General features: G+C 68.7%; 35 protein-coding genes. 5 read left to right on the top strand and 30 right to left on the bottom strand.

The features are described from left to right. Positions 1–212: 212 nt before the first annotated feature. The 21 genes from rplO to rpsJ all read right to left on the bottom strand — a co-directional run bounded on the left by rplO (position 213) and on the right by rpsJ (position 9981). Positions 213–668, bottom strand: coding sequence for a 50S ribosomal protein L15 (gene rplO, locus ACIGXJ_RS26015; protein WP_067018996.1), 456 nt, complete (start codon positions 666–668; stop codon positions 213–215). Between the two features lie 2 nt (positions 669–670). After that, positions 671–853: a 50S ribosomal protein L30 gene (gene rpmD, locus ACIGXJ_RS26010; protein WP_003998814.1), complete on the bottom strand. Its 183-nt coding sequence runs from the start codon at positions 851–853 to the stop codon at positions 671–673. 2 nt (positions 854–855) lie between these two features. Beyond that, positions 856–1461 (bottom strand): 30S ribosomal protein S5, encoded by a 606-nt coding sequence (gene rpsE / locus ACIGXJ_RS26005; protein WP_019753099.1) that lies wholly within the window; start codon positions 1459–1461, stop codon positions 856–858. Positions 1462–1497: 36 nt separating this feature from the next. Next, a complete protein-coding gene (gene rplR / locus ACIGXJ_RS26000; protein ID WP_399649794.1) occupies positions 1498–1878 on the bottom strand; it encodes a 50S ribosomal protein L18 in 381 nt (126 codons plus the stop codon). Positions 1879–1881: 3 nt separating this feature from the next. Further along, a complete protein-coding gene (gene rplF, locus ACIGXJ_RS25995) occupies positions 1882–2421 on the bottom strand; it encodes a 50S ribosomal protein L6 (protein WP_399649792.1) in 540 nt (179 codons plus the stop codon). 24 nt (positions 2422–2445) lie between these two features. Then, positions 2446–2844: a 30S ribosomal protein S8 gene (gene rpsH, locus ACIGXJ_RS25990; RefSeq protein WP_014674378.1), complete on the bottom strand. Its 399-nt coding sequence runs from the start codon at positions 2842–2844 to the stop codon at positions 2446–2448. 212 nt (positions 2845–3056) lie between these two features. Further along, positions 3057–3242 carry a type Z 30S ribosomal protein S14 gene (locus ACIGXJ_RS25985; protein WP_003948630.1) on the bottom strand — a complete coding sequence of 62 codons (186 nt, stop codon included), beginning with the start codon at positions 3240–3242 and terminating at the stop codon, positions 3057–3059. Between the two features lie 5 nt (positions 3243–3247). Further along, positions 3248–3805 (bottom strand): 50S ribosomal protein L5, encoded by a 558-nt coding sequence (gene rplE / locus ACIGXJ_RS25980; protein ID WP_399650220.1) that lies wholly within the window; start codon positions 3803–3805, stop codon positions 3248–3250. Then, a complete protein-coding gene (rplX, locus tag ACIGXJ_RS25975; protein WP_399649790.1) occupies positions 3802–4113 on the bottom strand; it encodes a 50S ribosomal protein L24 in 312 nt (103 codons plus the stop codon). The genes rplE and rplX overlap by 4 nt, the downstream gene beginning before the upstream one ends. A 2-nt stretch (positions 4114–4115) precedes the next feature. Then, positions 4116–4484 (bottom strand): 50S ribosomal protein L14, encoded by a 369-nt coding sequence (gene rplN / locus ACIGXJ_RS25970; protein WP_055718836.1) that lies wholly within the window; start codon positions 4482–4484, stop codon positions 4116–4118. 127 nt (positions 4485–4611) lie between these two features. Continuing rightward, the gene (rpsQ, locus tag ACIGXJ_RS25965; RefSeq protein WP_020941675.1) at positions 4612–4899 is read right to left on the bottom strand and encodes a 30S ribosomal protein S17; all 288 of its coding nucleotides are present in this window, start codon (positions 4897–4899) and stop codon (positions 4612–4614) included. Continuing rightward, on the bottom strand, positions 4896–5120 hold the full coding sequence (gene rpmC, locus ACIGXJ_RS25960) for a 50S ribosomal protein L29 (RefSeq protein WP_007494763.1): 225 nt from the start codon (positions 5118–5120) through the stop codon (positions 4896–4898). The genes rpsQ and rpmC overlap by 4 nt, the downstream gene beginning before the upstream one ends. Further along, a complete protein-coding gene (gene rplP, locus ACIGXJ_RS25955) occupies positions 5120–5539 on the bottom strand; it encodes a 50S ribosomal protein L16 (protein ID WP_009190136.1) in 420 nt (139 codons plus the stop codon). The genes rpmC and rplP overlap by 1 nt, the downstream gene beginning before the upstream one ends. 5 nt (positions 5540–5544) lie before the next feature. Beyond that, positions 5545–6372: a 30S ribosomal protein S3 gene (gene rpsC / locus ACIGXJ_RS25950; RefSeq protein WP_399649785.1), complete on the bottom strand. Its 828-nt coding sequence runs from the start codon at positions 6370–6372 to the stop codon at positions 5545–5547. Further along, entirely contained in the window at positions 6372–6719 is a 348-nt protein-coding gene (gene rplV, locus ACIGXJ_RS25945) for a 50S ribosomal protein L22 (protein ID WP_003998827.1), read from the bottom strand. Before rplV ends, rpsC begins: the two co-directional genes overlap by 1 nt. A 43-nt stretch (positions 6720–6762) precedes the next feature. After that, positions 6763–7044: a 30S ribosomal protein S19 gene (gene rpsS / locus ACIGXJ_RS25940; protein WP_003992359.1), complete on the bottom strand. Its 282-nt coding sequence runs from the start codon at positions 7042–7044 to the stop codon at positions 6763–6765. A 12-nt stretch (positions 7045–7056) separates the two neighbouring features. Continuing rightward, positions 7057–7893 carry a 50S ribosomal protein L2 gene (rplB, locus tag ACIGXJ_RS25935; protein ID WP_399649782.1) on the bottom strand — a complete coding sequence of 279 codons (837 nt, stop codon included), beginning with the start codon at positions 7891–7893 and terminating at the stop codon, positions 7057–7059. A gap of 39 nt (positions 7894–7932) precedes the next feature. Then, positions 7933–8352, bottom strand: coding sequence for a 50S ribosomal protein L23 (gene rplW / locus ACIGXJ_RS25930; protein ID WP_399649779.1), 420 nt, complete (start codon positions 8350–8352; stop codon positions 7933–7935). Continuing rightward, on the bottom strand, positions 8352–9002 hold the full coding sequence (gene rplD, locus ACIGXJ_RS25925; protein WP_399649775.1) for a 50S ribosomal protein L4: 651 nt from the start codon (positions 9000–9002) through the stop codon (positions 8352–8354). Before rplD ends, rplW begins: the two co-directional genes overlap by 1 nt. A gap of 8 nt (positions 9003–9010) precedes the next feature. Further along, complete coding sequence (rplC, locus tag ACIGXJ_RS25920; protein WP_014674369.1) at positions 9011–9655, bottom strand: 50S ribosomal protein L3; 645 nt, start codon at positions 9653–9655, stop codon at positions 9011–9013. A gap of 17 nt (positions 9656–9672) precedes the next feature. Next, on the bottom strand, positions 9673–9981 hold the full coding sequence (rpsJ, locus tag ACIGXJ_RS25915) for a 30S ribosomal protein S10 (protein WP_003948644.1): 309 nt from the start codon (positions 9979–9981) through the stop codon (positions 9673–9675). Between the two features lie 699 nt (positions 9982–10680). On the opposite strand from rpsJ, the gene ACIGXJ_RS25910 reads away from it, so the two are divergent. Beyond that, positions 10681–12075, top strand: coding sequence for a hypothetical protein (locus ACIGXJ_RS25910; RefSeq protein ID WP_399649772.1), 1395 nt, complete (start codon positions 10681–10683; stop codon positions 12073–12075). Here the strand turns inward: ACIGXJ_RS25910 and ACIGXJ_RS25905 are convergent. The 9 genes from ACIGXJ_RS25905 to ACIGXJ_RS25865 all read right to left on the bottom strand — a co-directional run bounded on the left by ACIGXJ_RS25905 (position 12063) and on the right by ACIGXJ_RS25865 (position 20389). Beyond that, positions 12063–13226 (bottom strand): acyltransferase family protein, encoded by a 1164-nt coding sequence (locus ACIGXJ_RS25905; RefSeq protein ID WP_399649769.1) that lies wholly within the window; start codon positions 13224–13226, stop codon positions 12063–12065. The genes ACIGXJ_RS25910 and ACIGXJ_RS25905 overlap by 13 nt on opposite strands. Positions 13227–13465: 239 nt before the next feature. Next, on the bottom strand, positions 13466–14659 hold the full coding sequence (tuf, locus tag ACIGXJ_RS25900) for an elongation factor Tu (RefSeq protein ID WP_399649767.1): 1194 nt from the start codon (positions 14657–14659) through the stop codon (positions 13466–13468). Between the two features lie 156 nt (positions 14660–14815). Continuing rightward, complete coding sequence (gene fusA / locus ACIGXJ_RS25895; protein ID WP_399649764.1) at positions 14816–16942, bottom strand: elongation factor G; 2127 nt, start codon at positions 16940–16942, stop codon at positions 14816–14818. Positions 16943–16981: 39 nt separating this feature from the next. After that, positions 16982–17452 (bottom strand): 30S ribosomal protein S7, encoded by a 471-nt coding sequence (rpsG, locus tag ACIGXJ_RS25890; RefSeq protein WP_003998848.1) that lies wholly within the window; start codon positions 17450–17452, stop codon positions 16982–16984. Between the two features lie 2 nt (positions 17453–17454). Further along, positions 17455–17826, bottom strand: coding sequence for a 30S ribosomal protein S12 (rpsL, locus tag ACIGXJ_RS25885; protein ID WP_003948652.1), 372 nt, complete (start codon positions 17824–17826; stop codon positions 17455–17457). Between the two features lie 315 nt (positions 17827–18141). Then, positions 18142–18651, bottom strand: a complete 510-nt coding sequence (locus ACIGXJ_RS25880; protein WP_399649760.1) for a DUF1707 and DUF4190 domain-containing protein — start codon at positions 18649–18651, stop codon at positions 18142–18144. A 112-nt stretch (positions 18652–18763) separates the two neighbouring features. Further along, positions 18764–18982 (bottom strand): hypothetical protein, encoded by a 219-nt coding sequence (locus ACIGXJ_RS25875; RefSeq protein WP_399649758.1) that lies wholly within the window; start codon positions 18980–18982, stop codon positions 18764–18766. Beyond that, a complete protein-coding gene (locus ACIGXJ_RS25870) occupies positions 18979–19977 on the bottom strand; it encodes a hypothetical protein (protein ID WP_399649755.1) in 999 nt (332 codons plus the stop codon). Before ACIGXJ_RS25870 ends, ACIGXJ_RS25875 begins: the two co-directional genes overlap by 4 nt. Positions 19978–20086: 109 nt before the next feature. Then, positions 20087–20389: a WhiB family transcriptional regulator gene (locus ACIGXJ_RS25865; protein ID WP_399649753.1), complete on the bottom strand. Its 303-nt coding sequence runs from the start codon at positions 20387–20389 to the stop codon at positions 20087–20089. 231 nt (positions 20390–20620) lie between these two features. Here ACIGXJ_RS25865 and ACIGXJ_RS25860 point away from each other — a divergent pair, with 231 nt between their 5' ends. The 4 genes from ACIGXJ_RS25860 (at position 20621) to ACIGXJ_RS25845 (ending at position 22950) form a co-directional block, all read left to right on the top strand. Beyond that, complete coding sequence (locus ACIGXJ_RS25860) at positions 20621–21076, top strand: helix-turn-helix domain-containing protein (RefSeq protein ID WP_399649751.1); 456 nt, start codon at positions 20621–20623, stop codon at positions 21074–21076. Positions 21077–21423: 347 nt separating this feature from the next. Continuing rightward, the gene (locus tag ACIGXJ_RS25855; RefSeq protein WP_399649749.1) at positions 21424–21831 is read left to right on the top strand and encodes a hypothetical protein; all 408 of its coding nucleotides are present in this window, start codon (positions 21424–21426) and stop codon (positions 21829–21831) included. A 121-nt stretch (positions 21832–21952) separates the two neighbouring features. Next, positions 21953–22528: a phage tail protein gene (locus ACIGXJ_RS25850; protein WP_399649746.1), complete on the top strand. Its 576-nt coding sequence runs from the start codon at positions 21953–21955 to the stop codon at positions 22526–22528. A gap of 131 nt (positions 22529–22659) precedes the next feature. Further along, a complete protein-coding gene (locus ACIGXJ_RS25845) occupies positions 22660–22950 on the top strand; it encodes a hypothetical protein (RefSeq protein WP_399649744.1) in 291 nt (96 codons plus the stop codon). Positions 22951–23004 lie beyond the last annotated feature (54 nt).

Raw genomic sequence — 23004 nt, 5'->3', positions numbered from 1 at the left:
CCAGTGCGTCAAGGGTGACGGTCTTGAGGTTCGACGAATAAGTAACGGTCAACTGCCGCTCAGGGTGCCCCATGTGAGGCATCCAGTGGAAGTTGGCAGTGCAGGCCACCTTACCGGCGAGACTGCCACCCTAGGAACGACCAACCGGGGATACCCCATTTGTGGGGTATCCCCGGTCGGGATCGCTCAAGTCATCGAGACGCCTGAGGGACTCAGACGAGCTCGGTGACGGTACCGCCGGCGGCGGTGATCTTCTCCTTGGCGGAGCCGGAGACGGCGTCGACCGTCACCTGCAGCGCCACGGAGATCTCGCCCTGGCCGAGGACCTTGACGAGGCTGTTCTTGCGAACGGCACCCTTGGCGACGAGACCCTCGACGGTGACCTCGCCACCCTCCGGGTACAGCGCGGCCAGCTTGTCGAGGTTCACGACCTGGTACTCGGTCTTGAACGGGTTCTTGAAGCCCTTCAGCTTCGGGAGGCGCATGTGGAGGGGCATCTGGCCACCCTCGAAGCGCTCCGGAACCTGGTAGCGGGCCTTGGTGCCCTTGGTACCACGACCGGCCGTCTTACCCTTCGACGCCTCACCACGACCGACACGGGTCTTGGCGGTCTTGGCGCCCGGGGCGGGACGGAGGTTGTGGATCTTCAGCGGGTTGTTCTCCGCCATGATCAGTCGACCTCCTCGACCGTCACGAGGTGGCGGACGGTGTGCACCATGCCGCGGAACTCGGGGCGGTCCTCCTTGACGACCACGGTGTTGATCCCCTTGAGACCAAGCGACCGAAGCGTGTCACGGTGGTTCTGCTTGCTGCCGATGTAGGACTTGACCTGCGTGATCTTGAGCTGCGCCATGATTACGCACCCGCCCCGGCACGCGCACGAAGGAGAGCCGCGGGGGCGACGTCCTCGAGGGGCAGACCGCGGCGGGCCGCGATCTCCTCGGGACGCTGCAGGCCCTTGAGGGCCTCCACGGTCGCGTGCACGATGTTGATGGCGTTGTCGGAGCCGAGCGACTTCGACAGCACGTCGTGGATACCGGCGCACTCCAGCACGGCGCGCACGGGACCACCGGCGATAACACCGGTACCCGGCGAAGCCGGCTTGAGCAGGACGACGCCGGCAGCCTTCTCACCCTGGATGGGGTGCGGGATGGTGCCCTGGATACGGGGGACCTTGAAGAAGTGCTTCTTGGCCTCCTCAACGCCCTTGGCGATGGCGGCCGGCACCTCCTTGGCCTTGCCGTAGCCGACACCCACGGTGCCGTCACCGTCGCCCACCACGACCAGCGCGGTGAAGCTGAAGCGACGACCACCCTTGACAACCTTGGCGACGCGGTTGATCGCGACTACGCGCTCAACGTACGCGGTCTTCTCGGCGGCAGCAGCGCCGCCGTCACGGCCCTTCCGGTCCCGCCGCTCGCCGCCACCGGCACCGCTTCCGCGGCGCTGGGGTCCAGCCATTGGATTACCTCTCTCTTTCCGCTAGCTACAAGCGGCTCAGAACTTGAGCCCGGCCTCGCGGGCGGCGTCCGCCAGGGCGGCGATGCGCCCGGCGTACTGGTTGCCACCACGGTCGAACACGACGGCCTCGACACCGGCGGCCTTGGCACGCTCGGCGACCAGGGCGCCGACCTTCTTGGCCTGCGAGGACTTGTCCTCGGCACCGCGGATCGACGCGTCCAGAGACGACGCCGACGCGAGGGTGTGGCCCTTCAGGTCGTCGATCACCTGCGCCACGATGTGGCGGTTCGAGCGGGTCACGACGAGACGGGGACGCTCCGCCGTACCGTTGATCCGCTTGCGGATCCGCAGGTGGCGGCGCTTGATCGCGGCGCGCTTGTAGGCGTCGCCCTTCAGGATCTTCTGCCCGTATGCCATGGCTTACTTACCCGCCTTTCCGACCTTGCGGCGGATGACTTCGCCCTCGTACTTGACGCCCTTGGCCTTGTACGGGTCGGGCTTGCGCAGCTTGCGGATGTTGGCCGCAACCTCGCCGACCTTCTGCTTGTCGATGCCCTCGACCTGGAAGCGGGTCGGGGTCTCCACCTTGAAGGTGATTCCCTCGGGCGCCTCGACGACGATCGGGTGGCTGTAGCCGAGCGCGAACTCGAGGTTCGAGCCCTTGGCCGTGACGCGGTAACCGACACCGCTGATCTCGAGCTTCTTCACGTAACCCTGGGTCACGCCGGTGATCATGTTCGCCACCAGCGTGCGGGAGAGGCCGTGCAGGGCCTTGCTCTGACGCTCGTCGTTGGGGCGGGTCACCTGCAGGGTGCCGTCCTCGCCCTTGGCGATCTCGATCGGCGCCACGACGGTGTGGGTCAGTTCGCCCTTGGGGCCCTTGACCTTGACCGTACGGCCGTCGATGGTGACGTCCACGCCGGCGGGAACCGCGATGGGGAGCTTGCCGATGCGCGACATAGCTGTTTCCTCCGTTCCCTTCTGCTACCAGACGTAGGCGAGGACTTCCCCACCCACGCCCTTCTTGCCGGCCTGCTTGTCGGTGAGGAGCCCGTGCGACGTGGAGATGATCGCCACGCCGAGGCCGCCCAGCACCTTCGGCAGGTTGGTGGACTTCGCGTAAACCCGGAGACCGGGCTTGGAGATCCGCTTGATGCCCGCGATGGAGCGCTCACGGTTCGGGCCGAACTTCAGCTCGAGAACGAGGTTCTTGCCGACCTCGGCGTCCTCGACCTTCCAGCCCGTGATGAAGCCCTCCTGCTGGAGGATCTCCGCGATGTGGGACTTGATCTTCGAGTGCGGCATCGACACCGAGTCGTGGTATGCCGAGTTCGCGTTACGCAGACGCGTCAGCATGTCTGCGATCGGATCAGTCATGGTCATGAATTGGCCTGTGGCCTTTCTCGCCGGGGTTTCCTATATGCGCCATCCCTCTCCCCATACAGGGACGGGGCGGGTGCGGTGCGGGGACCTACGGCGTAGTAAGTCGTTCAGGGCGGCAGAGGCCCAACCCTCCTAGCCTAAGCCATGAGGGCTGGTGCCCCTGCCGTCCCCGGTTGCTTACCGAGAGGTCCAGGAATCCCTTGTTTAGGGGATTACCAGGAGCTCTTGGTCACGCCCGGCAGCTCGCCACGGTGAGCCATCTCACGAAGGCACACGCGGCACAGGCCGAACTTGCGGTACACGGAGTGCGGACGGCCGCAGCGCTGGCAGCGGGTGTAGCCACGCACACCGAACTTGGGCTTGCGAGCAGCCTTAGCGATCAGAGCCTTCTTCGCCATCTCGCTCACGCCTCCTTGAACGGGAAGCCGAGGTGACGAAGGAGCGCGCGGCCCTCAGCGTCGTTGGTCGCCGTGGTGACCACGGTGATGTCCATACCCCGGACGCGGTCGATCTTGTCCTGGTCGATCTCGTGGAACATGACCTGCTCCGTGAGACCGAAGGTGTAGTTGCCACGGCCGTCGAACTGCTTGGGGGACAGGCCGCGGAAGTCGCGGATGCGCGGGAGCGCGAGCGACAGGGTGCGGTCCAGGAACTCCCACATGCGGTCGCCACGGAGCGTGACGTGAGCACCGATCGGCTGACCCTCGCGCAGCTTGAACTGCGCGATGGACTTGCGGGCCTTGGTGACGGCCGGCTTCTGACCGGTGATCGTGGTGAGGTCGCGGATGGCGCCCTCGATCAGCTTGGAGTCGCGGGCGGCGTCGCCCACACCCATGTTGACCACGATCTTGACGAGGCCGGGAACCTGCATGACGTTCTCGTACTTGAACTCGTCACGCAGCTTGCCCGCGATCTCCTCGCGGTACTTCGTCTTCAGACGCGGAGTGGTGGTAGCCATCAGATGTCCTCACCCGTCCGCTTGGCAACGCGGATCTTGTTGCCCTCTTCGTCGAAGCGGTAACCGACACGCGTGACGACCTTCTGACCGTCCTTCTCAACGACCAGCTGGACGTTGGAGACGTGGATCGGCGCCTCGGTGGTCACGATGCCGCCGGCCTGGTTGGGACCGGTCTTCGTGTGCTTCTTGACCCGGTTGACACCCTCGACCAGGACACGCTCGTCGCGCGGGTAAGCGGCAATGACCTTGCCCTGCTTGCCCTTGTCCTTGCCGGTGATGACCTGGACCAGGTCGCCCTTCTTGATCTTCATGCTTACAGCACCTCCGGCGCGAGCGAGATGATCTTCATGAACTTCTTCTCGCGCAGCTCACGGCCGACCGGGCCGAAGATGCGGGTGCCGCGAGGGTCGCCGTCGTTCTTGAGGATGACGGCGGCGTTCTCGTCGAAGCGGATGTACGAGCCGTCCGGACGACGGCGCTCCTTGACGGTGCGCACGACGACAGCCTTGACGACGTCGCCCTTCTTCACGTTGCCACCGGGGATCGCGTCCTTGACGGTGGCGACGATGACGTCACCGATGCCCGCGTAGCGGCGACCGGAGCCACCGAGCACACGGATGCAAAGGATCTCCTTCGCACCAGTGTTGTCGGCGACACGCAGTCGCGACTCCTGCTGGATCACGTCTATCTCCTGATCGTCTGCCGGTTCCCGGCAGGGGTCCTGTTACCGGACCCCTGCCGAGCCTGGCGGAACTGTCCTGCGGGAAACCCCGCAGGCGTACTTGTTGGAATTCCCTTGCGGGAATTGCCTACTTGGCCTTCTCGAGGATCTCGACGACGCGCCAGCGCTTCGTCGCGGACAGCGGCCGGGTCTCCATGAGGAGGACACGGTCGCCGACACCCGCGGCGTTCTGCTCGTCGTGCGCCTTGAGCTTGTTGGTACGGCGGATGACCTTGCCGTACAGCGCGTGCTTGACGCGGTCCTCGACGGCGACGACGACGGTCTTGTCCATCTTGTCGCTGACGACGAGGCCCTCGCGCGTCTTGCGGAAGCCGCGCGCCTCGGTGTTCTGCTCAGTCACGTTGTTCTCGCTCATGCGTTCTCCACCGTTTCGATGCCCAGCTCGCGCTCGCGCATCAGGGTGTAGATCCGCGCGATGTCCTTACGGACGGCCTTCAGCCGGCCGTGGTTCTCGAGCTGACCCGTCGCCGCCTGGAAGCGGAGGTTGAACAGCTCTTCCTTGGCCTCGCGGAGCTTCGCCAGAAGCTCCTCGTTGCCCAGCTCGCGCAGCTCGGACGCCTTGGTACCGGCCGACATCACGCTTCACCTGCCTCGCGCTTGACGATCCGGCACTTCATCGGCAGCTTGTGGGCCGCACGAGTCAGCGCCTCACGGGCGATCTTCTCGTTGGGGTACGACAGCTCGAACATGACGCGTCCGGGCTTGACGTTGGCGATCCACCACTCCGGAGAACCCTTACCGGAACCCATGCGGGTCTCGGCCGGCTTCTTGGTGAGGGGACGGTCCGGGTAGATGTTGATCCAGACCTTGCCGCCACGCTTGATGTGGCGGGTCATGGCGATACGAGCCGCCTCGATCTGGCGGTTCGTGACGTAGGCCGGGGTCAGCGCCTGGATGCCGTACTCGCCGAACGCAACCTGCGTTCCACCCTTGGACATACCGTTGCGCTTCGGGTGGTGCTGCTTGCGGTGCTTGACCCTACGGGGGATCAGCATGACGGTCAGGCCTCCGTTCCGGTGCTCTCAGCCGGAGCGGCGGCGGGAGCCTCGGCCTTGGGGGCCTCGGCACCGGCAGCCTGCTGCGGCTTGCGACCGCGCCCGCCACGCTCTCCACCACGGCCACCGCGGGCCGGGCGGTCGGCGCCACCACGGGCCGGGCGGTTACCCGCACGGGCCGCAGCGTTCTCGGCGCGGACCTCGGCGATGTTCTTGACGTCGCCCTTGTAGATCCAGACCTTCACGCCGATGCGGCCGAAGGTCGTCTTGGCCTCGAAGAAGCCGTAGTCCACGTTCGCGCGGAGCGTGTGCAGGGGCACGCGGCCCTCGCGGTAGAACTCCGAGCGGGACATCTCGGCGCCGCCGAGGCGGCCACCGCACTGGATCTTGATGCCCTTGGCGCCGGCCTTCATGGCGGACTGCATGCTCTTGCGCATGGCCCGACGGAAGGAGACGCGGGAGGACAGCTGCTCGGCGACGGCCTGAGCAACCAGCTGAGCGTCGGTCTCGGGGTTCTTGACCTCGAGGATGTTCAGCTGGACCTGCTTGCCCGTCAGCTTCTCCAGCTGACCGCGGATCTTGTCGGCCTCCGCACCACGGCGGCCGATGACGATGCCCGGACGCGCGGTGTGGATGTCCACGCGGACACGGTCACGGGTGCGCTCGATCTCAACCTTCGAGATACCGGCGCGCTCCATGCCGGACGTCAGCATCCGACGGATGGCGACGTCTTCCTTGACGTAGTCCTTGTACAGCTTGTCGGCGTACCAACGCGACTTGAAGTCGGTCGTGACACCGAGCCGGAACCCGTGCGGGTTTACCTTCTGGCCCATTACCGGGTTCCTTCCTTGCTGGCGACGACCACGGTGATGTGGCTGGTCCGCTTGCGGATCCGGTAGGCACGGCCCTGGGCACGCGGACGGAACCGCTTCAGGGTCGGGCCCTCGTCGACGTACGCCTCGCTGATGAACAGCGAGGAGGCGTCCGTGTGGTCGTAGTTGTGCGCGGCGTTGGCGATGGCGCTGTCGAGCACCTTGCCGACGGGCACGGAGGCAGCCTGCGGAGCGAATCGCAGGACGGCCTGGGCCTCCGTGGCGTCCATGCCACGGATGAGGTCCACCACGCGGCGGGCCTTCATGGGCGTGACGCGGATGTACCGCGCCTGGGCCCTGGCTTCCATGGTTGTCCCTTCAGTTTCTTACGTGTCTGAATGCGATCCGCTGCTAGCGGCGCTTCGACTTCCGGTCGTCCTTGACGTGGCCCCGGAAGGTGCGCGTCGGCGAGAACTCGCCGAGCTTGTGGCCGACCATCGACTCGGTGACGAACACCGGGATGTGGGTCTTGCCGTTGTGCACCGCCAGCGTGTGGCCCAGCATGGCCGGCACGATCATGGAGCGACGGGACCAGGTCTTGATGACGTTCTTGGTGCCAGCTTCGTTCTGGGCGTCCACCTTCTTGATCAGGTGGTCGTCGACGAAGGGCCCCTTCTTGAGACTGCGCGGCATCTAAACCCGCTCCTAGCGCTTCTTGTTCGTCTTGCGGCGGCGGACGATGTACTTGTTCGACGCCTTCTTGGGCGAACGAGTACGGCCTTCCTTCTTGCCCCACGGGCTGACCGGGTGGCGACCACCGGAGGTCTTGCCCTCACCACCACCGTGCGGGTGGTCGACCGGGTTCATGACCACACCACGGACGGTCGGGCGAACGCCCAGCCACCGCTTACGGCCGGCCTTACCCCAGTTGATGTTGCTCTGCTCGGCGTTGCCGACCTCGCCGACGGTGGCGCGGCAGCGCACGTCGACCAGGCGGATCTCACCGGAGGGCATGCGGAGGTGGGCCATGGTGCCCTCCTTCGCGAGCAGCTGCACGGAGGCACCGGCGGAGCGGGCGAACTTGGCGCCGCCACCGGGACGAAGCTCCACGGAGTGGATCGTCGTACCGACGGGGATGTTGCGCAGCGCCAGGTTGTTGCCGGGCTTGATGTCGGCCGCGGGGCCGTTCTCGATCCGGTCGCCCTGGTTGAGGCCCTTGGGGGCCAGGATGTAGCGCTTCTCGCCGTCCGCGTAGTGCAGGAGCGCGATGCGCGCGGTGCGGTTGGGGTCGTACTCGATGTGAGCGACCTTCGCCGGCACGCCGTCCTTGTCGTGACGACGGAAGTCGATCACGCGGTAGGCGCGCTTGTGGCCACCACCCTGGTGGCGGACGGTCACGCGACCGGAGTTGTTACGGCCACCCTTGCTGTGCAGGGGGCGAACCAGCGACTTCTCCGGCGTGGACCGCGTGACCTCGACGAAGTCGGCGACGCTGGCGCCACGACGGCCAGGAGTCGTCGGCTTGTACTTGCGGATACCCATTTCTCAGTCCTCGTCCGATATTCGGACGATCCTGACCGCTTACGCGGTCGGACCGCCGAAGATGTCGATACGGTCGCCCTCGGCGAGGGTCACGATCGCGCGCTTGGTCGCGGCACGCTGGCCGAAACCGGTGCGGGTGCGCTTGCGCTTGCCCACGCGGTTGATCGTGTTCACCCCGGTGACCTTGACCTCGAAGACCGTCTCGACGGCCTGCTTGATCTGGGTCTTGTTGGAGCGCGGGTCGACGATGAACGTGTACTTGTTCTCGTCCAGGAGCGCGTAGCTCTTCTCGGAGACGACCGGCTTCAGCAGGATGTCACGGGGGTCCGTGAACGACTTGCTGAGCGGGGTCTCGACGGTGTTCTTGCCCTCGGCGGCGTGACGACGCGCCTTGGCGACGCGCGCGGCCTTGGCGGCCTTGGCGGCCTTCGAGGCGATAGCGGGGTGACGGATGGCCATCAGACCTCGCTCCCTTCGGTGTCGTTGGCCTTCGGGCCGGCGACGAAGGACTCGAAAGCGGCCTGGGTGAAGACCACGTCGTCCGAGACGAGAACGTCGTACGTGTTCAGCTGGCCCGGCTCCAGGATGTGGACCTGGGGCAGGTTGCGGGCGGAGAGCCACGCGGCCTCGTCGGAGCGCTCGACGACCAGGAGCAGGTTCTTGCGCTCCGAGATCTTGCCGAACAGCGTCTTGGCGGCCTTGGTGGAAACCTCGCCCTCGACCACGCCGGAGACGACGTGGATGCGGTTGTGGCGGGCCCGGTCGGTGAGGGCACCGCGCAGGGCGGCGGCCTTCATCTTCTTCGGGGTCCGCTGCGAGTAGTCACGCGGCTGCGGGCCGTGGACGACGCCACCGCCGGCGAACTGCGGCGCGCGGGTCGAACCCTGACGGGCGCGACCGGTGCCCTTCTGGCGGTAAGGCTTCTTGCCACCACCACGGACCTCGCCACGGGTCTTGGTCTTGTGCGTGCCCTGGCGGGCAGCGGCCAGCTGCGCGACGACGACCTGGTGGATCAGCGGAACGCTGACCTTGGCGTCGAAGATCTCCGCGGGGAGCTCGACGGAACCGGCCTTGTCGCCCGCCGGCGAAAGGATGTCAACAGTGCTCATCGGTTACCTCAGGCCCCCTTGGCCGCGGTGCGGACCAGGACGAGGCCGCCGTTCGGACCGGGAACCGCGCCCTTGATGAGCAGCAGACCCTTCTCCGCGTCAACGGCGTGGACGGTCAGGTTCTGGGTGGTGACCCGCTCGTTGCCCATACGACCCGCCATGCGGAGGCCCTTGAACACACGGCCCGGGGTGGCGCAGCCACCGATGGAACCGGGCGAGCGGTGCTTGCGCTGGGTGCCGTGTCCGGCGCCGAGGCCACGGAAGTTGTGGCGCTTCATGACACCGGCGAAGCCCTTGCCCTTGCTCTTGCCGGTGACGTCGACCTTCACGCCGGCCTCGAACACCTCAGCGGTGATCTCCTGGCCCAGCGTGTACTCGGAGGCGTCCGCGGTGCGGATCTCGACGAGGTGGCGACGGGGGGTGACGTCGGCCTTGGCGAAGTGGCCCTTGAGGGGCTTGTTCACCTTGCGCGGGTCGATCTCGCCGAAGGCGATCTGAACGGACTCGTAGCCGTCGACGTCGTTCGTACGAACCTGGGTCACGACGTTGGGGCCGGCCTTGACGACGGTGACCGGAACAACACGGTTGTTCTCGTCCCACACCTGCGTCATGCCGAGCTTCTCGCCCAGGATGCCCTTGATCTGCTTAGCCATTCTCAGCTCACCGACCCTCAGAGCTTGATCTCGATGTCGACACCGGCCGGGAGGTCGAGTCGCATCAGAGAGTCAACGGTCTTGGGGGTGGGGTCGAGGATGTCGATCAGGCGCTTGTGCGTGCGCATCTCGAAGTGCTCGCGCGAGTCCTTGTACTTGTGCGGCGACTTGATGACGCAGTACACGTTCTTCTCAGTGGGCAGCGGCACCGGGCCCGCGACCGACGCACCAGTGCGCGTCACCGTCTCGACGATCTTCTTCGCCGAGCTGTCGATGACCTCGTGGTCGTAGGCCTTGAGCCGGATGCGGATCTTCTGTCCCGCCATGGCTACTCAGTAGTCCTGTCTCTCTACAGCTCTGGAACCCGGCGGTTGTGTTTCCGCCTTCTTTCTCCGACCCACGCGGTCGGGCGTGTCGCGCTCCCGCTGACACGAATGTCCCTTGTCCGAACATCCCTGCGGGGAATGCACACGGCCCTTCCGGAACCGCAAGCCGGGGGCGGAAGGCCCACCGGGTGCCTGGCCGGTGCCGCGCAACGCTTCCCGGAAGATTCCCGTACGTCCGCCCCAGTGCTGCCATCAGGCAGTTAGGGCGACGAGTACTGTGGGACTCGCTTCCGGTCCTCCCGGCGGGAGGCGCGCAGCATCAACACTCGACCGAGCAACTCCGACAGTCTGCCATACGGGGCATGGCCGACGCCAATCGAGCCGGAGAGAATACCCCGAGAGTGACGCAGGTCAAACCCGGGGTGAGCCGCCCGTCAGAAGCCCCAGGGATTCGGATGCCGACGCAGGGGGGCGTCCGCGGACCGGACGAGCCTCGCCTCCAGCCGCTCCCCCCGGCAGCCCGGCCGGCCGCTCGACGGCCCAGCGGCAGGTCCGCGGCGGCGCCGACGGCGGGTTCGGGGTCGTGGGGCATCTCCGAAGGCGCAGGGGCATCTCCACAGGCGCGGATGGACCGCCCCGCACGTCTGCGCGCCGGGCGAGCGCCTGTACAGCCACCCGCGCACCCGGTTTGATCACATCATGCGAAGATCCACCCCCTGGACGCGCGGCTGGGGCGCGGCCGCCCTGGTGTCCGCCGCCGCGGCCGTCCTGCTCCCCTTCCTGCGCTACGGCGCACCCGTCCCGCGCTGGGACGTCATGGCCGCGGCGGCCGTGTCGCTGGTGAGCGGGCTCGGCTGGGTGGCGGCGACCTGGCGCGCCCCGCTGGTCGCCGCCGCGCGGCCCCTGGACGACGGGCCGGTGCCGGGGGTGATCCCGCGGCGCCCGCTGTCCTCGCTCGGCCGCGGGCTCGCCGTGACCGTCGGGGCGTACGCCCTCGTCGCGGCGCAGCTGCTCGCGTGGCAGCCGGACGGCGCGCAGGGCCGCACGCTCGCGGCGATCCAGGACGCGGGCGCCCGGGTGTCGCACGGCAGGATCACCGCGGTGACGGCGGACGAGAAGACCCATGTCGGCGTGTCCGGGCGGAAGTTCGGGGCGTACCACTACGCCTCCCTGACCGTCGAACTGCCGGACGGCACCCGCCTCGCCGTGGACCGCGGCATCGTCGCCGGTGCGCCCTACGCCTATGACGAGGTGGACGTGCTGCACGCGCCCGGGCACCCGGAGCTGGGCGGCTGGGTGGACGACAGCACCGACGTCACGGCCTACGTCCACACCTGGCGGCCGCCGTTCGCCTTCGGGCCGTTCTTCCTGTCGCTCGTCGTGGTCGTCACGGTCTTCGCGGCGGCGGAGGGCTCCCGTCTGAGCGGCCGTGGCGCGCGGCGGCTGCTGCGCGAGGACGCGGCGCGGGGCCGTGTGCACGCGGTGCGGGTGACCGGCTTGACGGCGGTGCACGGCGAACACAGGACGGTCGGCTCCCGGGCCGGCAGCACCAGGACCGAGGTGCGCCGCTCCCTGGAGGCCGCCACCGCGAACGGCACCGTGCAGCTGTTCGTGCCCCGGGACGACATCGAGCCCCTGGTGAAGGAGTTCGGCGCCGGCGGCGGGCGGCTGCTCTTCGCGCGCCGCTGGGAGATGACGGACGAGAAGCAGGCCGTCCCGGGCGTGTACGCCGCCCCGGACGGCCGGGTGTTCCGCTTCACCGCCCTGCGCTCGGACGTCCGTTCGCTCACCGCGGGCGGCGTGGTCGCCTTCGCCGGCACGGACCCGTCCGTCACCGCCCGCGACTGGGAGGGCGCCTGTACGACGACGCCGCGGGGCCGTCTCGCCCTCGTCGTCGTCTACGCGGCGGCCGCGGCGAGCACGGTGCCGGTCCTGACGGGTACGGCGTCCCACCTGACGGGCTGTCTGCCGGTCGCCGCCCTGGCCGCGGCGCCCCTGCTCGCACTGTGGCTCGGCAGGACCACGGGCGTCGACCCGGTCTGGCACCGCCGTACCACCACGGACCCCCGGGTCAGGAGCGCTCAGGCCCGCTGACGCAGCCGGGTGAACGACGCGTTCAGGCCCTGCTTCATCAGCCGGGACACCGGCCGTTCCACGCACCGGTGCACCAGCCAGCTCAGCAGCAGGAAACCGGCGGTGACGACGGCGATCAGCAGGCGCGGGTCCATGGTGTCGCGCAGCCGGTTGATGACCGTCGTACCGGCGACGTAGTGCAGGAGGTACAGCGGGTACGTCAGACAGCCCGCGGTCGCCAGCCAGGCCCACTGCAGGCGGTCGGCCCGGCCGAGTGCGACGGCGACCATGACCAGCAGGAACACGGTGTAGATCAGCAGCGCGCCGCGCCAGCTGGAGACGCCCTCGTAGACCACCCGCTCGGCCAGCTCGCGCTGGGCCATCAGCCAGGACATGCCGAGCACGCCCCACAGCAGCAGGTCCTGGCCGAAGCGGTGCATGAGGTAGAGGGCGAGGCCGGCGATGAAGTACCAGGCGCCGTCCGGCTGGGCGATCAGCGTGAGCAGCGGCAGCTCGGCGACGGGGGCGAGCATGGCGGCCGCGCCCCAGACGCAGCAGAAGGCGACCACCCGGCGGTACGTCAGCCCCATGGCGACGACGACGAGGAAGAGCAGGTAGAAGCGCAGCTCGGACCAGAGGGTCCAGTAGACGGCGTCGACGTGCGGGACGCGGGAGCCGGTCTGCAGCATGGTGAGGTTCAGCAGCACGTCACGGGCGGGGAGCCGGTCCCAGACACCGGGGAGGGCGGCGACCACGCCGGTGGTGAAGAGGACCGCGAACCAGTACGCCGGATAGAGGCGGATCACACGGGAGACGAAGAACTGCCGGGGCGAGCGGCCCCAGCAGGACATGCAGATCACGAACCCGCTGATCACGAAGAAGATCTCGACGCCGATCCAGCCGAAGGACGCGACCCGGAAGACGGTCGGCATGATGTCCTGCACCGGCCGGTCCCAGATGGCGTTGCCCGGCCGGTCGGCGCGCTTGGTGCCGGCGAAGTGGTGCATCACCACCAGCAGCGCGGCGAGCAGCCGGATGCCGTCCACCAGGTAGAGGCGGGGACGCCTGCGGTCGGCGCTGGCCTGCTCCTGCTTGGGCGTCCCGGCCGGCGCGCCCGCAGCGGGGCGCTCGGCGACGGCCGGGCCGTTCACGGCTATCGACGATCTGGGCACACCCGCACGCTACGGGGGAACCATCCACACCTTGCGGACACCAGGGCCCAATTCCCCCGTGCGCTCGCCGTTGTTGCCCCACTTTTCCAGCGGTGGCGGCCCGGCGTTCCCGAAGACTTCACCGGCCCCGACGGAAAGAACGGAGGAATGCGAAGGGGCCCGCACGACCGAAGTCGTGCGGGCCCCTTCTGGGAGCTCGATGGAGCTACCGGGTCAACGGACCCTCAAGCAAGCGGAACTTACTTGGTGATCTTGGTGACCTGGCCGGCGCCCACGGTCCGGCCACCCTCACGGATGGCGAACTTCAGGCCCTCCTCCATGGCGACCGGCTGGATCAGCTCGACCTTCATGTCGGTGTTGTCGCCCGGCATGACCATCTCGGTGCCCTCGGGGAGGGTCACCACGCCGGTCACGTCCGTGGTACGGAAGTAGAACTGCGGGCGGTAGTTGTTGAAGAACGGCGTGTGGCGGCCACCCTCGTCCTTGGACAGGATGTACGCCGTGGCCTCGAACTCCGTGTGCGGGGTGACCGAGCCGGGCTTGATGATGACCTGGCCGCGCTCGACGTCCTCGCGCTTGATGCCACGGAGCAGCAGACCGACGTTCTCACCGGCCTGGCCCTCGTCGAGCAGCTTGCGGAACATCTCGATGCCGGTGACCGTGGTGGTGGTCTTCTCGGTCTTGATGCCGATGATGTCGACGGTCTCGTTGACCTTGAGGACACCACGCTCGATACGACCGGTGACGACGGTGCCACGACCGGTGATCGTGAAGACGTCCTCGATCGGCATCAGGAACGGCTTGTCGACGTCACGCTCGGGCTCCGGGATGGACTCGTCGACGGCCTTCATCAGCTCGAGGACGGTCTTGGTCCACTCCGGGTCGCCCTCGAGCGCCTTCAGCGCCGAGACCTTGACGACCGGCAGGTCGTCGCCCGGGAACTCGTACTCGGAGAGGAGCTCACGGACCTCGAGCTCGACGAGCTCCAGGATCTCCTCGTCGTCCACCATGTCGGCCTTGTTCAGGGCGACGACGATGTACGGCACGCCGACCTGGCGGGCCAGGAGCACGTGCTCCTTGGTCTGCGGCATCGGACCGTCGGTCGCGGCGACCACGAGGATCGCGCCGTCCATCTGGGCGGCACCGGTGATCATGTTCTTGATGTAGTCCGCGTGACCCGGGCAGTCGACGTGGGCGTAGTGACGCGCCTCGGTCTGGTACTCGACGTGCGCGATGGAGATGGTGATACCGCGCTGACGCTCCTCGGGCGCCTTGTCGATGTTGTCGAACGCGGTGGCCTCGTTCAGGTCCGGGTACGCGTCGTGCAGCACCTTGGTAATGGCGGCCGTGAGGGTCGTCTTACCGTGGTCGATGTGACCGATGGTGCCGATGTTGACGTGCGGCTTAGTCCGCTCGAACTTCGCCTTCGCCACTGGGGTCCTCCTGGGAGTGGTTCTGGTACGCCTTACTTCATCGGCGCCAGGTGATCTTTGCTGTTAAGTCCCGGAACCCGGGGCAAACACCCACGATCGTGTGCGTTTGCCCCGCGAGGCTCCGGAGTCAAGCCTACGGCGTGAGAACGCGGTGCGTTACTCGCCCTTGGCCTTCGCGATGATCTCCTCGGCGACGTTCCGCGGAACCTCGGCGTAGGAGTCGAACTGCATGGAGTAGCTGGCGCGGCCGGACGTCTTGCTGCGCAGGTCGCCGACGTAGCCGAACATCTCCGAGAGGGGCACGAGACCCTTCACGACGCGGGCACCGGCCCGCTCCTCCATGGCCTGGATCTGGCCACGGCGGGAGTTGATGTCACCGATGACCTCACCCATGTAGTCCTCGGGCGTGGTGACCTCGACGGCCATCATCGGCTCGAGCAGCACGGGGCTGGCCTTGCGCGCGGCCTCCTTGAAGGCCTGCGAACCGGCGATCTTGAAGGCGAGCTCGGAGGAGTCGACCTCGTGGTAGGCACCGTCGAGCAGGGTGACACGCACGCCGGTCATCTCGTAGCCGGCGAGGATACCGAACTGCATGGCCTCCTGCGCACCGGCGTCGACCGAAGGGATGTACTCCTTCGGGATGCGGCCACCGGTCACCTTGTTCACGAACTCGTACGACGTGTCGCCGCCCTCGAGGGGCTCGATCGCGATCTGCACCTTGGCGAACTGACCGGTACCACCGGTCTGCTTCTTGTGGGTGTAGTCCACGCGCTCGACGGCCTTGCGGATCGTCTCGCGGTACGCGACCTGCGGCTTGCCGACGTTGGCCTCGACCTTGAACTCACGGCGCATACGGTCGACCAGCACCTCGAGGTGCAGCTCACCCATGCCGCCGATGATGGTCTGGCCGGTCTCCTCGTCCGAGTGGACCTGGAAGGAGGGGTCCTCCTCCGCGAGACGCTGGATGGCGACACCCAGCTTCTCCTGGTCGCCCTTGGACTTGGGCTCGATCGCGACCTGGATCACCGGCGCCGGGAAGTCCATGGACTCCAGGATGACCGGGTTCTTGTCGTCGCTCAGCGTCTCACCGGTGGTGGTCTGCTTCAGGCCCATGACGGCGACGATGTCGCCGGCGCCCACCGAGTCGATCTCCTCACGCTTGTTCGCGTGCATGCGGTAGATCTTGCCGATGCGCTCCTTCTTGCCCTTGACGGAGTTCAGCACGGCGGTGCCGGACTCCAGGCGACCGGAGTAGATCCGGACGAAGGTGAGCTTGCCGAGGTGCGGGTCGCTCATGATCTTGAACGCCAGCGCCGACAGCGGCTCGTCGTCGGACGGCTTGCGCTTGATGACCTCGTCCGGGTCGTTCACGGCGTGGCCCTCGATGGCCTCGACGTCGAGCGGCGTGGGGAGGTAGCGCACGACCGCGTCGAGCAGGGGCTGGACGCCCTTGTTCTTGAACGCGGTGCCGCAGAACACCGGGGTCACGGTGGTGCCGGTGCCCTTGCCGGACGCGATGGTGATACGACGGATCGCGGCGTACAGCTGCTCCTCGGTGGGCTCCTCGCCCTCCAGGTACAGCTCCATGATCTCTTCGTCGTTCTCGGCCACGGCCTCGATGAGCTTGCCGCGGTACTCCTCGGCAGCCTCGGTGTGCGTGTCCGGGATGTCGACGACGTCGTACATCTCGCCCTTGGCGGCCTCGGCGGACCAGACCAGGGCCTTCATCGTCACGAGGTCGACGACGCCCTTGAAGTCGGCCTCGGCGCCGATCGGGAGCTGCATGACGAGCGGCTGGGCGCCCAGGCGGTCCGAGATCATGTCCACGCAGCGGTGGAACTCGGCGCCGGTGCGGTCCAGCTTGTTGACGAAGCAGATGCGGGGCACGCCGTAACGGTCGGCCTGACGCCACACCGTCTCGGACTGCGGCTCCACGCCGGCAACGCCGTCGAACACCGTCACGGCGCCGTCGAGGACGCGGAGCGAACGCTCCACCTCGACGGTGAAGTCGACGTGACCCGGGGTGTCGATGATGTTGATGGTGTGGTCGACGCCCTCAAGCGGCCAGTGACAGGTGGTGGCAGCAGAGGTGATCGTGATGCCACGCTCCTGCTCCTGCTCCATCCAGTCCATGGTGGCAGCGCCGTCGTGGACCTCACCGATCTTGTACGAAACGCCGGTGTAGAACAGGATCCGCTCGGTGGTGGTCGTCTTGCCCGCGTCGATGTGGGCCATGATGCCGATGTTGCGCACCCTGGCCAGGTCAAGCGAAGTGGTAGCCATAAGGCTTCAGTCTTCTCTCGGTCTCGATGTGGGTAGCGACTACCAGCGGTAGTGCGCGAAGGCCTTGTTGGACTCGGCCATCTTGTGCGTGTCCTCGCGCTTCTTCACAGCGGCACCGAGGCCGTTGGAGGCGTCGAGAAGCTCGTTGAGCAGACGCTCGGTCATGGTCTTCTCGCGACGGGCGCGGGAGTAACCGACCAGCCAGCGCAGCGCCAGGGTGTTGGCACGGCCGGGCTTGACCTCGACCGGGACCTGGTAGGTGGCGCCACCGACACGGCGGGACTTGACCTCGAGGGTCGGCTTGATGTTCTCCAGAGCGCGCTTCAGCGTGATGACCGGGTCGTTGCCGGTCTTCTCGCGCAGGCCCTCCATGGCGCCGTAGACGATGCGCTCGGCGGTGGAGCGCTTGCCGTTCAGCAGCACCTTGTTGATCAGCGACGTGACAAGAGGAGAACCGTAGACCGGGTCGATGATGACCGGGCGCTTCGGGGCGGGGCCCTTACGAGGCATTCTTACTTCTCCTTCTTGGCGCCGTAGCGGCTGCGGGCCTGCTTGCGGTTCTTGACACCCTGGGTGTCGAGCGAGCCGCGGATGATCTTGTAGCGAACACCCGGCAGGTCCTTCACACGGCCGCCGCGCACGAGCACGATGGAGTGCTCCTGCAGGTTGTGTCCCTCACCCGGAATGTAAGCGGTGACCTCGATCCCGCTGGTCAGACGCACACGCGCGACCTTACGCAGGGCCGAGTTCGGCTTCTTCGGGGTGGTCGTGAACACACGCGTGCAGACGCCACGACGCTGAGGGGAACCCTCGAGTGCGGGCGTCTTGTTCTTCTCGACCTTGTCCTGCCGGCCCTTGCGGACCAGCTGCTGGATCGTAGGCACTACTTCTCCGGTTTCTGTGTGCCGAATGGTGAAGCTAACCTGGAACGTCGCCGACCCACGCGGTCGGGTGTGTCGAATCCGGCGGACCTCCGCCGCGAGGCGAGAAGAGCGCAGATTACGGTGGCCGCTCTCGGCCCGTATGCGGTCGAAGGCACGCACGGGGGCCAGGGCACACCCCAGGCACAAGGTCTGAGCGTACCTACCGCATTCGCTGCGGTCAAAACAAATGGAACCGGGCCCGACCTGCCCGACTTGCCGCATGTGTCCTCGGGGTTCCCGGCGGGTCGCGGAGGGACGCGTCGGCGCCGGGACGGGTCACACGAGCACGAGCGCCATCAGGATCAGCGACACCACCGCGACCCCCCACGCGGCCACCGCCATCCACCCGAGGATCAGCCCGGCCAGCGCGAGTCCGTCACCGCCCTCCCCGGTGCGGCGGATCTCGCCCCGGGCCGCGTGCCCGAGGACGACCGCCGGAATGCCGGTGAGGCCGCCCGTGAAGAACACCAGGCCGCCGCAGACCGCCGCCCCGAGGGCCTTCTCGTTGGTCTTCGGCCGCCCCACCGGGACGAACACGGCCGGCGTCTGCTGCGCGTGCATCGGGTGCATCGGCCCCTGAGGCAGGTCCGCCACCAGCAGGGCCAGCTCCCCGACCGTACGGGCGGTGTACGCCCGCTCCACCCGCTTCTCGAACTCCGCCCGTTCCAGGCGTCCCTCGCCGAAACCGGCCCGCAGCACATCGACCGCCCGCTCGCGGTCGGCGTGGGAGGCGAGCATCGCCGGGGCGTTCTGCCCGGACCACGGCTGCCATGCGGGATACGACACCGAAGAGCACCTCCCGAGACTGTGCCCGCCCATCATGCGCCCAGACGGCGCTTTCGGCACAACCCCGCGTATACCGAAGGGCGGTCACCCCGGCGGGGACCGCCCCTTCGGCTCAGGCGGAGGCCCGGCGTGCGCGGTGCTGCGTGCCGCGGGACGCCCGCTCCGCGGCGAAGACGTCCTCCAGCCGGAACAGCTGCGCGCGTCCGGCCCTGGCGGCGGGGGCGAGGCGGCCCAGCTGGACCCACTTACGGATGGTCGCGGGTGCGACGCCGGCCTCCCGCGCCGCGAGGGGTCCGGGGATCAGGGCCGGCAGGCCCGCTGCGCCGCTCATCGGGCGTCCTCCTGCTCCGTGGCCGTACGCCGCCACTCTCCTTCGTCCCAGGTGTGCCGGTAGGCCGGGTCGTCATGACAGCCGCACAGCTCGTCCGCGCAGCGGCACGCGGGGTTGATGCACAGGATCACCCCGCGGTCGGGGAAGGCGCGCAGGGAGACCGAGTCGCACCAGGGGCAGCGGCCGGACACGCGTACGACGGTCTCGGTGTCACCGAGCACCCGGGCGCAGCGGCGGGCCATGCGGCGGGTCTCGTCCCGCACGTGCGCGGCGAGCACGGGGTCGGCGGCCACGCGGCCGAGCAGGGCGGCGATCCTCCGCAGCCGCTCGGGCACCGGGGCCCGGCGGGCCCGCGGCAGGCCGAGCCGGTCCCGGACGGCCTCCTCCAGTTCGACCACCCCGTCGGTGATGTCGCGGATGGCGTCGGAGACGTGCAGCCGCAGGGGGGCCGCGCTGTGGCCGGGTGCCGTCAGGCCGTGCCGCTGCTGGAGGAGCAGCGCCTCGGCGCGTTCCTCGGCAAGGCGCCCGGCCAGGTCGGCGGGCGGTGGGGCCGGGACGCGGTGGGCCGGTGAGGTCCGGCCCGGGACGAGCTCGGTGGACAGCTCGGGGAACTGCTGGAGGAGCATGCCGATCCAGACGGCCGCGTGGATACCGGGGCCGCTCTCGGCCTTCGGGAGGCCGTCGGCCTCCGGGGCGCGCTCCGGCTTCGGGAGGCTGCGGCTCTCCGGAAGGCTGTCGGCCTCCGACGCGCTCCCCGCGCCCGGGAGGCTCTCGCTCTCCGGGCGGCTGCCGGCCTCCCGGCGGGCGTCAGGGACCAAGCGGACGTCGGCGTCCCCACGGGCCTCAGGCCCCCGGCGGCTGCCGGCCTCCCGGCGGGCGTCAGGGACCAGGCGGACGTCGGCGTCCCCACGGGCCTCAGGCCCCCGGCGGCTGCCGGCCTCCCGGCGGGCGTCAGGGACCAGGCGGTCGTCGGCGTCCCCACGGGCGTCAGACACCCGGCGGACGTCGGCGTCCCCGCGGGCGTCAGGCACCCGGCGGACGTCAATCTCCCCACGGTCATCAGCGTCCCCGCGGCCGGCGGCCCGGGCGCTCGGTCGAGGTGTCTCAGGCAACGTGACCTCCGAGCGCGACCGGCCGGCCGGAGCGCCAGAGGCGGCCGCCGCAGACCCCGTCGAACCAGTTGTCCTCCGGCGCGACCACCGCCTCGCACTCGCGGCGCACGGCGCAGCCGGCGCAGGCGCGCAGCGCGGGCGCGGCCCGACCGGCCTTCGTGGCGAAGACGACCTCGGGCGGGAGTCCGGCGCAGGCCGCCGCGGACTGCCGGTCCCCTCGCGCGAGGGGCAGGGAGCGGCGGGCGGCCCGGGGCGCGCTCGGAGGGTGCGGTGGGCGGGAACCGGCGACGGACATGTGGCCTCCCTGGTGCGGCGGATGTCGGCGGATGCCGAACGGGCTCCACCAGCCTCACAGATTGCGCGCGCGCTCGCAACTAATTTCGACTCCGTGACACCGGACTCCGACAGTCGCTTTACTCAGAAGTCCCCCACCTGCACTGTTTTTTCACAGCACGGGTAGACGAAGGGTAATACCGCGCGCGCAAGCAAGCTAAACTCAGGGCTTCCGAAAGGGGGCGAACACCACATGAGCAGCCAGGATCTGAACACGTTTGCCGCGTGGGTCGAAAACCTGATGCGGGCCCGCGGGTACGACATCGACAGCCCACGCGGAGGCGGGAAGTCACGGATCGCGGACGAGGCGGGTGTGCACCGCGCCGCGGTCACACGCCTGTTGCAGCGGCAGAGCATGCCGGACCTGGAGACCACGCGCCGGCTGGCCAGGGCCCTGGACGTACCGGTGCGCGAGATGCTCATCCGCTCCGGCCGGCTGACCGCCGAGGAGCTGGCCGACCCGCACGACTACCTGACCCCGCCCGCACCGTCCCCCGAGTACGGCCGCAGACCCACACCGGAGGAGGTGGCGGAACTGCTGGGCGTACCGGCGGACCGGCGCGAGATGTTCGTCAGGATCGTGGAGCAGTTCCTGCCCGGCGAGACGGGTCTGGCCCCCGGCGCGAGCGCGTCCGCCGGCGCCGAGTGACCGCCACCGCCTCGCCCCCGCGATGCCCCGCCGCTCTCCCCATGCGGCGGGGCATCGCGCGTTCCGGCAGCCGCGCTCCCCGCGCCGGCACCCCGCACCGCGGTCGCCGACCTCAGACTTTCCGGCCGTCCGGCGCCGGGCATTCACACCCGTAGGGCGCCCGGCTCCCCTGCTCGTCCCGGCCCGTCCGACCCAAAGGTTGCGCTCGCGCACGCAACATGTCACAGTTGGTGCAGCGGCGGAGCTGTGCCCACTACGGGGACGGCCCGCCGTTTCGCATGAGGCCCGCTTTCCCAGGGCCGTTCCGCCGGCGGTCCGTCCGCCGGCCTGACAGAAGGGAGGCCCCCGTGGCCGACCCTGCGGTCACCTTCCCCGACGTCGAGCGACTCGTCGTCGACTTCCTGACCGACCGCACCGAACTCGCAACCGCCACCGTGGACAACGTGCCGCCGGCCGGCTTCAACGGCACCCAGCCGGTCGTCCTGGTCTCCCGCGCCGGCGGGGCCTGGATCGACGACCAGCACCTGGACCAGCCACTGGTCGACTTCGAGGTCTACGGCCCCGACAAGACCGCGGCCCACACGCTGGCCCTGAGGGTCCGCTCGGCGCTGCTCGCCCTGCGCGGCACGACGTACGGCACCGCCTACGTGGCGGACGTCGTCGAGGCCGACGGCCCGCGCTGGCTGCCCGACTGGAACCGCTCCGCGGCGAACCGCTACTACTCCACGGTCCGGCTGGTCGTCCAGCCCGCCTGAGCGCGCCACCCGGCCCGCTCCCCCCTTCGGGCCCTGCCCGCCCTTCACGGCACCGGCAGGGCCTTCGCCATGTCCGGACCCGGAGATGGCTCGACACACCTTCGATTCAGAGGAGTTACCCATGGCAGGCAACAGCGTCAAGGAGATCCGAGTCGCCGGCACCGGCCGCATCCTGGTCGCCCCGGCCGAGACGGCCGCGCCGACCGACACCACCGCCGCGTGGGGCAGCGCGTGGAAGGACCTCGGCTACACCTCCACCGACGGGATCAAGCTGTCGAAGAAGGACAAGCTGGACCCGATCGACACCTGGCAGTCGCTCTCCCCGGCCCGGTTCGTCCTCTCGGACCGCGACCTGACGGTCAAGTTCCAGATGATGCAGCTCAACGAGGACACCCTGCCCTTCTTCATGGGCGGCGGCACCATCGCGGAGACCGCGGCCAGCTCCGGCGTCTACAAGTACGAGGTGGCGACCAGCCCGAAGATCAACGAGCGGGCGCTGGGCATCGAGTTCACCGACGGCAGCGCGGTGACCTACCGGTTCGTCATCCCGCGCGGCCACGTCACCGACACCGAGGAGCTGGCGCTGACCCGCAACGCCGCCATCAAGCTCGGCGTCACGTTCAGCGCGCTGGCGGTCGACGACACCACGCCGCTGGCCACCTTCCTGATGAAGGACTCGGCGTACGCCGCCGGCTGATCAGGCCGCTCCACGGCGGGCGGGCCGGAACCGGGGCCGTACGGCCTCGGCGCCGGCCCGCCCGCGCCCCTCTCCCGCCCCCGGTCACCCGGGGGCGGGTCCTCTTCCCTCTCGATCACAGGAGTTGAAGCATGGCGGCATTCGACGTCACCGCGGCCCGCGCCCAGCGCCAGGAGGCCCTCGGCCGCGCCTGGTCCTTCGCCCTCGACGGTGAGACCTTCACGCTGCCCACCGAGCTGACCCGCAAGACGGCCCACAAGCTGCGCGAGCTCGACGACAACGACGTGGACGGCCTGCTGCGCGTACTGCTGGGCGAGGCCCAGTTCGAACGCTTCGACCGGCACGAGGTCACCCTGCAGGACATCGCCGCGATCCTGGAGGCCTACGGCAAGGAGACCGGGCTCGGCCTGGGGGAAGGCTGAGCCTCGGCGAGTTCGTCGACGAACACGCCGAGGCCCTGGAAGCCGACCTGCTCC

This window comes from Streptomyces sp. NPDC053367 (assembly GCF_044545925.1).
GTDB lineage: Bacteria > Actinomycetota > Actinomycetes > Streptomycetales > Streptomycetaceae > Streptomyces.
The sequence above is the reverse complement of the archived record's forward strand: the minus strand, read 5'-3'. Positions and strand labels throughout refer to the sequence as shown.

Bases quoted from the DNA above. Each gene is read 5' to 3' on its own strand.
- rplC (WP_014674369.1), bottom strand. From the start codon at position 9,655: ATGGCTAAGCAGATCAAGGGCATCCTGGGCGAGAAGCTCGGCATGACG.
- rplV (WP_003998827.1), bottom strand. From the start codon at position 6,719: ATGGAAGCCAGGGCCCAGGCGCGGTACATCCGCGTCACGCCCATGAAG.
- rplW (WP_399649779.1), bottom strand. From the start codon at position 8,352: ATGGCCATCCGTCACCCCGCTATCGCCTCGAAGGCCGCCAAGGCCGCC.
- rplB (WP_399649782.1), bottom strand. From the start codon at position 7,893: ATGGGTATCCGCAAGTACAAGCCGACGACTCCTGGCCGTCGTGGCGCC.
- rplX (WP_399649790.1), bottom strand. From the start codon at position 4,113: ATGAAGATCAAGAAGGGCGACCTGGTCCAGGTCATCACCGGCAAGGAC.
- rpmD (WP_003998814.1), bottom strand. From the start codon at position 853: ATGGCGCAGCTCAAGATCACGCAGGTCAAGTCCTACATCGGCAGCAAG.
- rpsQ (WP_020941675.1), bottom strand. From the start codon at position 4,899: ATGAGCGAGAACAACGTGACTGAGCAGAACACCGAGGCGCGCGGCTTC.
- rpsE (WP_019753099.1), bottom strand. From the start codon at position 1,461: ATGGCTGGACCCCAGCGCCGCGGAAGCGGTGCCGGTGGCGGCGAGCGG.
- rpsH (WP_014674378.1), bottom strand. From the start codon at position 2,844: ATGACCATGACTGATCCGATCGCAGACATGCTGACGCGTCTGCGTAAC.
- ACIGXJ_RS25875 (WP_399649758.1), bottom strand. From the start codon at position 18,982: ATGAGCGGCGCAGCGGGCCTGCCGGCCCTGATCCCCGGACCCCTCGCG.
- fusA (WP_399649764.1), bottom strand. From the start codon at position 16,942: ATGGCTACCACTTCGCTTGACCTGGCCAGGGTGCGCAACATCGGCATC.
- rplO (WP_067018996.1), bottom strand. From the start codon at position 668: ATGGCGGAGAACAACCCGCTGAAGATCCACAACCTCCGTCCCGCCCCG.
- ACIGXJ_RS25865 (WP_399649753.1), bottom strand. From the start codon at position 20,389: ATGTCCGTCGCCGGTTCCCGCCCACCGCACCCTCCGAGCGCGCCCCGG.
- ACIGXJ_RS25845 (WP_399649744.1), top strand. From the start codon at position 22,660: ATGGCGGCATTCGACGTCACCGCGGCCCGCGCCCAGCGCCAGGAGGCC.
- ACIGXJ_RS25985 (WP_003948630.1), bottom strand. From the start codon at position 3,242: ATGGCGAAGAAGGCTCTGATCGCTAAGGCTGCTCGCAAGCCCAAGTTC.
- rplF (WP_399649792.1), bottom strand. From the start codon at position 2,421: ATGTCGCGCATCGGCAAGCTCCCCATCGCGGTTCCCGCCGGCGTGGAC.
- ACIGXJ_RS25850 (WP_399649746.1), top strand. From the start codon at position 21,953: ATGGCAGGCAACAGCGTCAAGGAGATCCGAGTCGCCGGCACCGGCCGC.
- ACIGXJ_RS25860 (WP_399649751.1), top strand. From the start codon at position 20,621: ATGAGCAGCCAGGATCTGAACACGTTTGCCGCGTGGGTCGAAAACCTG.
- rpsJ (WP_003948644.1), bottom strand. From the start codon at position 9,981: ATGGCGGGACAGAAGATCCGCATCCGGCTCAAGGCCTACGACCACGAG.
- rpsG (WP_003998848.1), bottom strand. From the start codon at position 17,452: ATGCCTCGTAAGGGCCCCGCCCCGAAGCGCCCGGTCATCATCGACCCG.
- rplD (WP_399649775.1), bottom strand. From the start codon at position 9,002: ATGAGCACTGTTGACATCCTTTCGCCGGCGGGCGACAAGGCCGGTTCC.
- rplR (WP_399649794.1), bottom strand. From the start codon at position 1,878: ATGGCATACGGGCAGAAGATCCTGAAGGGCGACGCCTACAAGCGCGCC.
- rpmC (WP_007494763.1), bottom strand. From the start codon at position 5,120: ATGTCGGCCGGTACCAAGGCGTCCGAGCTGCGCGAGCTGGGCAACGAG.
- rplP (WP_009190136.1), bottom strand. From the start codon at position 5,539: ATGCTGATCCCCCGTAGGGTCAAGCACCGCAAGCAGCACCACCCGAAG.
- rpsC (WP_399649785.1), bottom strand. From the start codon at position 6,372: ATGGGCCAGAAGGTAAACCCGCACGGGTTCCGGCTCGGTGTCACGACC.
- rpsS (WP_003992359.1), bottom strand. From the start codon at position 7,044: ATGCCGCGCAGTCTCAAGAAGGGGCCCTTCGTCGACGACCACCTGATC.
- ACIGXJ_RS25910 (WP_399649772.1), top strand. From the start codon at position 10,681: ATGCGAAGATCCACCCCCTGGACGCGCGGCTGGGGCGCGGCCGCCCTG.